Source organism: Paroceanicella profunda (assembly GCF_005887635.2).
Taxonomy (GTDB): Bacteria; Pseudomonadota; Alphaproteobacteria; order Rhodobacterales; family Rhodobacteraceae; genus Paroceanicella; species Paroceanicella profunda.
This window is the reverse complement of sequence record NZ_CP040820.1, coordinates 78,463-89,488: the sequence shown is the minus strand read 5'-3', so window position 1 is coordinate 89,488 and position 11,026 is coordinate 78,463. Positions and strand designations below refer to the sequence as shown.

The following is an 11,026-nucleotide window of genomic DNA, read 5'->3' as shown; positions in this document are numbered from 1 at the left end:
TCGTGTCGCTGGAGGAGCGGGAGATCAGACGCGGATCAGCGCCTTGATCAGCGTGCCACGGTCATTCGCCCACTCGGGCAGGTTGGTCACCGCGTCCTCGAAGGAGGTCTCGTGGGTGGCGAGCGCGTCGCTCGGAACGAGGCCGTCGCGGATGCAGGCCAGCACGTGGTCGAAATCCGCCTTCAGCGCGTTGCGGGAGCCGATGAGCGTGGTCTCGCGCTTGTGGAACTCGGGGTCTGCGAAGGAGAGGTCGCCCTTCACCACCGAGAGCAGCACGTAGGAGCCGCCATGCGCGAGGTAGTTCAGGCCCGCGTTCATCGCGTGGATGTTGCCGGTGGCGTCGAACACCGTGTCGTAGGAGAGCAGGTCGTCGGACTGGTCGGCCGGCTTCGCGAGCTCCGTCTTCGCGGAAGGCAGCACCTTGGCGGCGAGGGCGAGACGCGCCTCGGACGTGTCCTTCAGGGTGATCTCGGCGCCCTCGATCGCGGCGAAGAGGGCGGCACCGATGCCGATCGGGCCCGCGCCCACCACCAGCGCCTTCGAGCCCTTGGCGAGCTTCGAGCGCCGCACGCCATGCGCGCCGATGGCGAGGAACTCGACCATCGCCGCCGCCTTCGCCTCCATGCCCTCGACCGGGTAGAGGTTGGCTTCCGGCACCACGATCTCCTCGCACATGCCGCCGTCGGTGTGCACGCCCAGCACGGCGATGTTCTGGCAGCAGTTGGGCTTGCCGATCTCGCAGGCATGGCAGGTGCCGCAGACGAGGTAGGGGTTCACCACCACCAGGTCACCTTCCTTGATGCGCCCGTCGGCGGAGGCCTCCATCGCGCGGCCGGAGAGTTCGTGGCCCATCACCCGGGGGTACTGCAGGAAGGGCTGCTGGCCGCCGTAGATGTGGTAGTCGGTTCCGCAGATGCCGATGTATTCGACCTTCACGCGCAGCTTTCCGGCGGCGGCCGCGGGGCGGGGGCGTTCGGTAAGGGTCAGCGTGCCCGGCTGCTCGCAGAGGAGCGCTTTCATCGTCATGTCGGAATGTCCTTCGTGTGCGGAGGCGCGCTCGATCCCGACCGCGCCAGTTTTGGTCTTTTATTTATTAAAAACCCTTTTCGTCAATTGTTTTTTGTGGGAGAGATGCCGGCCCCTTTCCCGAGCCCGCCGGAGACATGGTCCATGGCCAGAGACAACAAGGTCTTCAAGGATGTGTTCAACCGCTGCCTGGAGGACCTGGGCCGTCTGAGCCCGGGCATGGTGCTGGGCCCGGAGACGCGGATGGCCGAGACGCTCGGCGTCAGCCGCACCACGGTGCGCGCCGTGCTGGCGCGGCTGTCGGAGCGGGGCATCGTCTCCTGGGAGGGGCGCCACAAGACACTGTTGCGCCGGCCGCGCGGTGCGGACCGGTTCGGCCCTGAGGAGACCAGTTCCACCGCCGGGCGCATCGAGGCGGCCTTCATGGAATGGATCCTGAAGGGCGATCTCGCCCCCGGCACCACGCTCAACGAGGCGGACCTGGCCCGGCGCTTCAACGTCTCCGCCGCGGCGCTGCGCGAGTTCCTCATCCGCTTCGCGCGCTTCGGGCTGATCTCCAAGCGGCCGAACCGGCACTGGGTGCTGGAGGGGTTCACCCGGGATTTCGCGCAGGAGATGTTCGACATCCGCGAGATGTACGAGCTGCGCGCCGCCCGCGCCTTCCTGGACCTGCCCTCCGGCCATCCGCACTGGGAGCGGCTGGAGCAGGTGACGGAGGAGCATTGCCGGCTGATCTCCGGCGAGACGGACGTGCTGGATTTCCCCCCGCTGGACGAGCGGTTCCACCGGATGATCTGCACCGCCGCCGGCAACCGGTTCATCACCGACTTCAACCGGATGATCGCCATGGTGGTCCATTATCATTACCGCTGGAACAAGCGCGATGAGGCCGAGCGCAACCATGCCGCGGCCCTGGAGCACATGGCCATCCTCACCGCCCTGGACGCGCGGGACCCGGCCGCGGTGCTGCGCGGGCTGGAGGATCACCTGCGCACGGCCCGCCACACCTTGCTGCGCTCGGTGAAATGGGGCGAGGACGAGGCGGTTCTGCCCTGAGTCGTTAACCTGATCGCAATATTCTGTCCCCCCGGACCCCCTTTCCGAAACTTGACCAAAGCGCGAATCACCGGTAGTCACTGGTCCAACAATAGGACCAGAGGCACGGAAGCTGCCCGGGTCGGCTGCGGGAGGAACCGGAGGCATGAGTCGGAAAACGGCCGTGGGCCACGTCCTGGAGCTGCTGAGGCGCGAGATCGCCGAGCAGTATGCCCCGGGTGACATGTTGCCCACCGAGCGCGAGCTCGCGGAGCGGTTCGGCGTGGCGCGCAACACGATGCGCGAGACGATGATCTACCTCGAGGCCTATTCCCTCATCGAGAAGACCCAGCGCGGCGCCCGCGTGCGCACCCCGGGGTTCGAGCCGATGTTCGAGGCCTTCACCCAGCATTTCGACCGCTCGCTCTCCGCCTACCGCGAGGTGCTGGAGTTCCGCCGCATCGTGGAGACCGGCGCCGCCCGGGCCATCGCCGCCGGCATCACCGACGCGGAGCTGGCCGCGCTGGAGGTGCAGAACGCCCGGATGGCCTCCGCCCTTACCGCGCATGACGCGGCGGAGGCGGATTTCGCCTTCCACCTCGGGCTGGTGCTGGGCGCGCGCAACGCCGTGGTGCAGCGGATGTACCAGGTGATGTCGATGCCGCTGAAATTCTACCTCGAGGTCGGCAAGACCCGGAAGCCGGACACCGACCAGGCGCATGACCAGCATGCCCGCATCATCGCCGCCGCGCGGGTGCGCGATGCCGCCGGCATCGCCGAGGCGCTGAACACCCATTTCGACCATTCCGGCGAGGTTCTCGCCACGCAGCAGCCCGCCGCGCCCGCTGCTCCCGCCGCGGGGGAGCGCGACGCATGAGCTGCGCAGTGCCATCCGGCGGGCCCGACGCAGGGCCCCGTCCGTCCGCGCCCCGGTGCCCCGGCCCCCGCGCCGGGGCCTGCCGGCCCGCCATCGCGCCCGACCGCCCGTCAGGCGCGCAACACTCCCGCCCGGGGCGCCTGCGTGCAGGGGTTCCGGCGGGCGACCGGGCCCCGTGCCCGGCCTCGAGCCAACACACGACCATCCCTTCGGGAGGAACCTTATGAAATCTTTCGCATTCGGCCTTGCCACCGCAGCGCTTGCCGTGCTTGCCGCACCGGCCTTCGCCCAGAGCGTGACCCTCAAGGTCGCCTATGAGAACAACCCGGGCGAGCCGGTGGACATGGTGATGCACCGCTGGAAGGACCTCGTGCACGAGGCCTCCGGCGGCGACGTGGAGCTGGAGCTCTACCCGTCCTCGCAGCTTGGCGCGAAGCAGGACGTGATCGAACAGGCCCTGCTGGGCGTGAACGTGGTGACCATCGCCGACGTGGGCTTCCTCACCGATTACGACCCGGACCTGGGCATCCTCTTCGGCCCCTATCTGACGGACAGCCCGCAGCAGCTCTTCAACATCTACGGCAGCGACTGGTTCAAGCAGAAGGACGCCGAGCTGCGCGAGAAGGGCGTGCACATCGTGATCAACAACTACCTCTACGGCACGCGCCAGCTTCTGGCGAACAAGCCGGTGGAGACCCCGGCCGACCTGGAGGGGATGAAGATCCGCACCCCCAACAACATCATGCAGATCCGCGCCATCGAGGCGATGGGCGGCACGCCCACCCCGATGCCGCTGGGCGACGTGTATCCCGCGCTCACCCAGGGCGTGATCGACGGCGTGGAGAACCCGCTGCCGGTGCTCTACGGCCAGAAGCTGCACGAGCAGGCCAAGTATCTCTCGATGATCTCCTACCTCAACAACACCTCGCTGTGGCTGGGGGGAGAGGCGTTCTTCTCCACCCTGGACCCCGCAGTGGTGCAGATGCTGCATGACACCGGCTACCAGGCCGGCCTCTACAGCCAGGAGCTCGCCGCCTCGCAGGACGAGAAGATCATCGAGGACATGAAGGCCCAGGGCGTGACCGTGATCTACCCGGACATCGCCCCGTTCCGCGAGAAGGCCATGGCCGTCTACAAGGAATTCCCCGAGTGGTCCGAGGGCCTCTACGAGGAGATCCAGGCCCAGCTCAAGGACTGAGCGCTCCGCTGAGACCGCTCCGGGCGGGCCCTGCCGGGCCCGCCCGTTTTCCTTCAACGATCGGATAATTCCATGAAGTATATCGGACAGCTGGCGGTTCTCGTCGCCTCGCTGCTGCTCGTCGTCCTGGTGGGCACCACGGTCGCCTCGGTGGGCATGCGCTACATCGCCGGCGCGCCGCTGCAATGGACCGAGGAGATCTCGGGCCTGCTGATGGTCTGGATCGTGATGATCGGGGCCATTGCCTGCGAGCGCGACAAGCAGCACCTGACCATCGATTTCATCGTCGCCGTGCTGCCCCGGCGGGCGGAAGCCCTGGTCGGCATCGTGGTGGGGCTGGCCTCGCTGGGGCTGCTCGGCGCCATGGGCTGGCTGTCCTGGGAGCTGGCGGGATCCGCGAAGTACAAGTCCACCCAGATCCTGCGCATCTCCTGGTTCTGGCTCGACATCGCGCTCACCGTGGGGGCCGCGGGCATCGCGCTCTTCGTGATCGCCGCGCTGGTGCGCAAGGCCCGTATCGTCGCCGGAGGGGCTGACACCGAATGACCTGGTTTGTAATCATCCCCATCATGTTCGGCCTGTTCGCGCTGAACATGCGGCTCTACCTCGCGATGTTCGCGGCAGTGCTGATCTACTTCGTGTTCTTCGCCTCCATGCCGCTGCAGATTGCCGTGCAGCGCATCATCGCGCCGACGCAGAACGCCTCGCTGCTGGCCATTCCCTTCTTCGTGCTGCTGGGCACGCTGCTGGGCTCCACCGGCATCGCCGAGCGGCTGCTGAAGGTGGCGGACCTGCTGGTGGGCCGCTTCACCGGCGGGCTCGGCCTCACCAACGTGATGCTCTCCACGCTGATGGGCGGGCTCTCGGCCTCCAACCTGGCGGATGCCGGCATGATGTGCCGGATGATCGTGCCGGAGATGGAGAAGGAGGGCTACAACCGCGGCACGGCGGCGGCGCTCACCGCGGCCTCCTCGCTGATCACGCCCATCATCCCGCCGGGCATCGCGCTGATCATCTACGGGCTGATCGCGAATGTCTCCATCGGCTCGATGTTCGTGGCCGGCATCCTGCCCGGGCTGCTCTGCGCGGCGCTGCTGCTGGTGACGACCTATTTCGTGGCCAGGCACGAGGGCTACAGGCCCACCCGCACCGCGCGGCCCAGCATGGCCGAGACGGGGCGCACGCTGCTGCTGGCCTGGCCGGCGCTGTTCCTGGTGCTGGTGGTGATCGGTGGCATCCGCCTCTCGGTGTTCACCCCCACCGAGGCGGGTGCCGTGGCCGTGGTGGTGACACTGCTGATCGGCTTCTTCCTCTACCGGCGCATGAACCTCGCCGACGTGGGCTCCGCCCTGTCGGAGACGGCGCGGCAGACCTCGGCGGTGCTGCTGGTGATCATGACCAGCTCGGCGCTGGCCTGGATCTTCTCCATGGAGCGCGCCGGCGTGGGCATGGCGGAGTTCGTCACCGGCCTCACCGACAATCCGATCGTGTTCCTGCTCATCGTGAACGTGCTGCTGCTGGTGCTGGGCATGTTCATCGAGGGCACGGCGCTGATGATCATCCTGGTGCCGCTGCTGCTGCCGGTGGTCAAGCAGCTCGGGATCGACCCGGTGCATTTCGGCATCGTGATGATCCTGAACCTGTCGGTGGGCACGCTGACGCCCCCCGTGGGCACGGTGATGCTGCTGGTGTGCAGCCTGACGAACGTGTCGATTCCGGAGTTCATGCGCCGGGGCTGGCCGTTCTTCGCGGCGCTGATCGTGGCGCTGCTGCTGGTGACGCTGGTGCCGGCGCTCTCGCTTGCCTTCGTGTGAGCCGTGGCCGGGCGGGAGCGCTCCCGCCCGGTCCCCCCGCGGCGGGCCGCGCGGAGGGGCCGTCTCTGCCACGCCCGCGCGGACCGCACCACGCCGGCCGGGGCGCCGCCTCCCCCCATCGAGCCCGGGACCATCGCGGGGAAGGCCCTCCTCATCCCCTCCCGGGGCGGGAGGGGAGTTCGTCGGCCCTCGCCCCTGCGGGGCGGGCCTCTCCTCCCGCGCGAGCGCCCGGTGTCAGCCTGCGTCGGCGGCCGCGAGGCGCCGGGTCACCATGCGCGCGATGATCCGCGCCAGCGCCGGGCCGGTGACGAGCACCACCAGGAACCGCGTGGTCTGCATGGCCATCACGAAGGGCACGTCCACCTCCGCCTCGCTCGACGCGGCGATGATCGCCACCGAATCCGCGCCGCCGGGGCTGGTGGCGAGATAGGCGGTGAGCGGATCGACCCCGGCGAACACCACCAGCACCGCCGCGAAGCCGCCGCAGATGGCCAGCAGCAGCAGGATGGAGGCGACCAGCCGCGGCAGGGCGCGCATCGCGTGGCGCAGGATGGTCCGGGTGAAGCGCAGCCCGATGCTCCAGCCCACCAGCGCATAGCTTCCCGCCAGCAGCCAGAGCGGCAGCTCGATCCGGATCAGCCCGAAGGCCTGCAGCGCCACGCCCAGCACCAGCGGCAGCAGGAACGGGCCGGAGGGAAAGCGCAGCACCACCGAGACCGCCACGCAGCCCCAGGCGAGCGCGAGGGTCTGCGCCAGGGCGAGCCAGTCCGTTTCGGGGAACCATTCGGGCGCTGGCGCCCCGCCGCTGGCCCCGATCCAGATCCGCGCCACGCCGGAGGCCGCGGCGGCCACCAGCACCACGCGCAGGTATTGCATGAAGGCAACCAGCCGCACGTCGGCCCCATGCGCCTCGGCCATGAACACCATGGCCGAGGCCGCCCCGGGCGCCGAGCCCCAGACCGCCGTGGTGCCCGGCAACACCTGCGCCCGCGCGAGGAGCCAGCCGAGGATCGCGCTGGCCGCGATCACCGAAACCACGCCGGCGAGGAAGATCGGCCAGTCCGCCAGCACCTCGGAGAGCGTGTCCGGGCTGATCACCCGGGCGATCATGCAGCCGATCACCCCCTGCGCCAGCTGGAAGGGCAGCCGCGGAATCCGCACCCGCCCCTCGCCGGAGGCCATCACGATGGCCGCGATCATCGGGCCCAGCAGCAGGGCTGCGGGCAGGTGCAGCAGCTCCATCAGTGCCACCACCGCCACCGACAGCAGCACCAGCAGGAGCATCTGCGCCGCCAGCGGCTGGCGGGCCAGCCGCGAGGCGGGAGGGGGAGGCGTGGCGCCGCCGGTCATCCCCGGCCTCACGCCGCCGCCAGCCGGACCCCGGCGGCGGCAGACACCCGGGCAATGCGCGGCAGGATGCGGGTGACGCTCATCTCGTGCAGCTCCGCGGCGGCGCTGGTGCACAGGTCCTCGGCCAGCACCACGTCATAGCCATGCTCCCAGGCGGCGCGCGCGGTGGATTCGACACCGAAATTCGTCGCGATCCCGCCCAGGACGATGCTGCGCACGCCGCGCCGCCGGAGCTGCAGGTCCAGGTCGGTGCCGTGGAAGGCGCCCCAGTGCCGCTTGGTCACCAGAATGTCGCCGGGCTGCGCCAGCCCCTCGGCGAGCGCGGACCAGCTCTCCGGCAGCCCGCCCCGGGGCAGTTGCATCGGCTGGTCGACGGCGCGGGGCGGGGCATCGGCGAAGTCCGCCGCCCAGCCGACGCGCACCAGCACCACCGGCGCCCCCGCGGCGCGGAACCGCGCGGCCATCTCCCGCCCCGCCGCCAGCACCTCGGCGCCGGAGCGCGGTGCCAGCGGCATCCCGAGGATGCCTTCCTGCAGGTCGATCAGGACGAGGGCGGTGGCGGCGGGGGCAAGTGTGATCATGCTGGAACCTTGGAGCGCGGGCCGCGGAGCCCGATGCGGATGGCCGTGTCATGGCGGATGACAGGTCGCGGAGAGGGTGTTATGCGAGGAAAGTCTCGCATAGCGGAATAGGTGAGGATGTCCGCCCCGAAGTCAATGGCAGTTGCCCCGAAACGGCGCAGGGGGCGCGAACGGGTGGAGGCCATCCTCTCCGCTGCCGCGCAGATCTTTGCGCAGAAGGGCTACGCCGGCGCGACGATGAGCGAGATCGCGCGGAGTTCCGGAACCGCGGTGGGCTCGCTCTACCGCTTCTTCCCGGAGAAATCCGCGCTCGCCGATGCGCTGCTGTCGCGCTATGCCGAGCGGGTGGACGCGGACCTCGGCGCGCTCGCCGCACGCAGCGCCGGCCTCTCCGCGCCGGAGCTCGCGGCGCAATGGGTGGCGCTGATGACCGACCTGGGCGAGGACCGGGCGGTGGCCCTCGCCCTGCTCGACGCGAGCCGCGACGCGGTCGACCGCCGCCTGCACCTGCGCGCGCTAATGCGCGGCCACGTGAACGCCATGCTCGCGGCGCGGGCCCCGGGCCTGCCCGCGCCGCGCCGCGCCGCCGCCGCCGCCCTGCTGCTGCACATCTCCAAGGCGGTCCCACTTGCGGCGCGCGAACCCGCGCCGCTGGACCGGGACCTGCGCGCCGAGGCGCAGAACCTGCTCGCCGCCGCGCTTGAACGGCTCGAAGCGGCCACACCTGCTGACAATTTGTTCACTGGTTTCGCGCATTGAGGGTGTGCTGGCTGCAACTGTGCTAAATCCGAGCGACCGCTGCGGGTTTCTCATGGCGTGTGACCCGGAAAGGAACGAACGTGACGGCGGGAAATGAGCCGGCCCCGGAACCGGGGCAAAACCAGTTCAGTACCCGGGGGTTCATCTTCGGGCGGGTGGTGCCCACCCTCATCCTCGCTGCAATTGTCAGCGCGGCAGCCGTTCTGCTGCTCGTCTGGTCCACGCGCGAGGCGGACCGCTTCGCGACGGAAGGCCAGCGCCGCCTGTTCAACATGGCCGTGACCGACATGACCGAGGCGATCGCCCATGAGCAGGAGAGTGTCACGTTCTGGGACGATTCGGTGCTGAAGCTGCGCGACGGCACCGATGTCGAATGGATCGACGGGAACCTCGGAAGCTGGCTGAGCACGTATTTCGGGCATGATTCCGTCTATGTCCTCGACCCGGAGAACCGGCCGGTCTTCGCCTCCGAGGGCACCCGGCGGCTGCCGCCGCAGGTGTTCTCCGGCGTCGCCGCCGAGGTCCTGCCGCTGGTCGAGGCGGTGCGCGCCCTGCGCCGCAAGGCCGACCCCTCCGACATCGGCGAGAAGATGGACAGTGTCGGCGCCTCCGATCTCGCGATCGTGCGCGGCCATCCGGCGATCGTCAGCGCGAAGCCGGTGATTTCGGATACCGGCACGATCGGGGAGCCGTTGGGGCAGGAATTCGTCCACGTCGCGGTGCGATACCTCGATGGCAGCTTCCTGGAGAACCTGGGCGAGCGTTACCTGTTCCGCGACCTGGGTTTCGTGACCGATACCTCCGGCATCGCGAGCGGCCTGCAGAGCTTCGCCCTTGCCGATGACGGGGGCACCACCCTGGGCTACTTCACCTGGCGGCCCATGCTGCCGGGCCAGGCGGTGTTCCGCAACCTGATGCCGGTGCTCGCCGGGCTCTGCGCCATCGCCATTCTGGGCCTGTGCCTGTTTCTCTGGCTGCTCTACCGCCGCTCGGCCGCGCTGAGCGCCACGGAGGCCCGGATGCATTACATGGCGCTGCATGACACGCTGACCGGCCTGCCCAACCGCGCGATGTTCGTCACGCGCCTGGAACGTGCGCTGCGGAGCAGCCTCTCCGGCCCCGGCGGAACGGCGCTGCTCTACGTCGACCTCGACCATTTCAAGCGGGTGAACGACACGCTGGGCCACCCCGCCGGCGACCGGCTGATCCAGGAGGTCGGCAACCGCCTGCAACGCCTCATCCGCGAGACGGACACCGTGGCCCGGTTCGGCGGCGATGAATTCGCCATCGTGATGGCGGGCGTGACGGAGGAGGCGCATGTGCTGCACCTGTGCGAGCGGATCGTCGATTCGGCCCGCGAGCCCTTCTCCATCGAGGGCAATCAGGTGTTCATCGGGGTGAGCATCGGCTACGCGATCGCCTGGAGCGGCGGCCCCGGGCGCAACGAACTGGTGCGCCGGGCCGATGTGGCGCTGTACCGGGCCAAGTCGCTCGGCCGCAACCGGTGCGTGGTCTACACGCAGGACATGGACGCCCTGCTGCAGGAGCGCCGCCGCATCGAGACGGACCTGCGCGCCGCCCTGCGCGCGGGCGGGCAACTGGCCGTCTACTACCAGCCGATCTTCGCGACACGCAGCCGCGTGCTCACCGGATTCGAGGCGCTGTTGCGCTGGAACCACCCGGAGCGGGGGGCGATCTCACCGGAGGTGTTCATCCCGATCGCCGAGGACATCGGGCTGATCGAGGAGATCGGCGGCTGGGTGATGGCGGAGGCCTGCCGCACCGCGGCGGGCTGGCCGGGGCTCACCATCTCGGTGAACGTCTCGGCGCTGGAACTGCGCGACCCGAGCTACGCCAGCCGCCTCGCGGAGCTGATGGGGAACGCCGGCCTGCCTGCGGAGCGGCTGGAGCTCGAACTCACCGAGAGCGCGATGATCGATTCGCCGGGCGTGCATGCCGAAACCCTGCAGGTGCTGCGGCGCATGGGCGTGCGGCTGGTGATCGACGATTTCGGCACCGGATTCTCCAACCTCGGCCGGCTGCAGAGCCTGGAGGTGGACCGGATCAAGATCGACCGCAGCTTCATCCAGGCGCTCGGCCGCTCCGCGAACGACGCGGCGATCGTGCGCGCCATCATCGATCTCGCCCATGCCACCGTGCTGGAGACCACCGCCGAGGGGGTGGAAACCGAGGAGCAGAACGCGCAGATCGACGCGCTCGGCTGCGACAGCGTGCAGGGCTTCCTCTTCTCCGAGGCGCTGTCGCGGGAGCATGCCTGCGCGCTGGTGCAGGCCCGGGCGCGGGACGCCGCGCCGGAGGTGCGGCTGTGCGGCCCGGTGGGTGACATGGCCGGCCCGGGTTAGCCTGCGCCGCGACGTCAGGCGAG

10 protein-coding genes are annotated in these 11,026 nt (G+C 69.5%); 7 read left to right on the top strand and 3 right to left on the bottom strand.

What is annotated here, in order from left to right:
* Positions 1-24 precede the first annotated feature (24 nt).
* The gene (locus tag FDP22_RS21105) at positions 25-1,020 is read right to left on the bottom strand and encodes a zinc-binding alcohol dehydrogenase family protein (RefSeq protein ID WP_170317837.1); all 996 of its coding nucleotides are present in this window, start codon (positions 1,018-1,020) and stop codon (positions 25-27) included.
* Positions 1,021-1,170: 150 nt separating this feature from the next.
* Here FDP22_RS21105 and FDP22_RS21100 point away from each other — a divergent pair, with 150 nt between their 5' ends.
* The 5 genes from FDP22_RS21100 (at position 1,171) to FDP22_RS21080 (ending at position 5,950) form a co-directional block, all read left to right on the top strand.
* Complete coding sequence (locus FDP22_RS21100) at positions 1,171-2,082, top strand: GntR family transcriptional regulator (protein ID WP_138576154.1); 912 nt, start codon at positions 1,171-1,173, stop codon at positions 2,080-2,082.
* 145 nt (positions 2,083-2,227) lie between these two features.
* Positions 2,228-2,938 (top strand): FadR/GntR family transcriptional regulator, encoded by a 711-nt coding sequence (locus FDP22_RS21095; RefSeq protein WP_138576153.1) that lies wholly within the window; start codon positions 2,228-2,230, stop codon positions 2,936-2,938.
* Between the two features lie 223 nt (positions 2,939-3,161).
* A complete protein-coding gene (locus FDP22_RS21090; protein WP_138576152.1) occupies positions 3,162-4,136 on the top strand; it encodes a C4-dicarboxylate TRAP transporter substrate-binding protein in 975 nt (324 codons plus the stop codon).
* Between the two features lie 72 nt (positions 4,137-4,208).
* Positions 4,209-4,682 (top strand): TRAP transporter small permease, encoded by a 474-nt coding sequence (locus tag FDP22_RS21085; RefSeq protein ID WP_138576151.1) that lies wholly within the window; start codon positions 4,209-4,211, stop codon positions 4,680-4,682.
* Positions 4,679-5,950 (top strand): TRAP transporter large permease, encoded by a 1,272-nt coding sequence (locus FDP22_RS21080; RefSeq protein WP_138576150.1) that lies wholly within the window; start codon positions 4,679-4,681, stop codon positions 5,948-5,950. Before FDP22_RS21085 ends, FDP22_RS21080 begins: the two co-directional genes overlap by 4 nt.
* A gap of 234 nt (positions 5,951-6,184) precedes the next feature.
* On the opposite strand, the gene FDP22_RS21075 is transcribed toward FDP22_RS21080, so the two are convergent.
* Complete coding sequence (locus FDP22_RS21075) at positions 6,185-7,300, bottom strand: AbrB family transcriptional regulator (RefSeq protein ID WP_138576149.1); 1,116 nt, start codon at positions 7,298-7,300, stop codon at positions 6,185-6,187.
* A gap of 8 nt (positions 7,301-7,308) precedes the next feature.
* Positions 7,309-7,881, bottom strand: coding sequence for a hydrolase (locus FDP22_RS21070; protein ID WP_138576148.1), 573 nt, complete (start codon positions 7,879-7,881; stop codon positions 7,309-7,311).
* A gap of 135 nt (positions 7,882-8,016) precedes the next feature.
* On the opposite strand from FDP22_RS21070, the gene FDP22_RS21065 reads away from it, so the two are divergent.
* Complete coding sequence (locus FDP22_RS21065) at positions 8,017-8,640, top strand: TetR/AcrR family transcriptional regulator (RefSeq protein ID WP_239032013.1); 624 nt, start codon at positions 8,017-8,019, stop codon at positions 8,638-8,640.
* Positions 8,641-8,720: 80 nt separating this feature from the next.
* Positions 8,721-11,003, top strand: coding sequence for a putative bifunctional diguanylate cyclase/phosphodiesterase (locus FDP22_RS21060; RefSeq protein WP_138576146.1), 2,283 nt, complete (start codon positions 8,721-8,723; stop codon positions 11,001-11,003).
* Positions 11,004-11,026 lie beyond the last annotated feature (23 nt).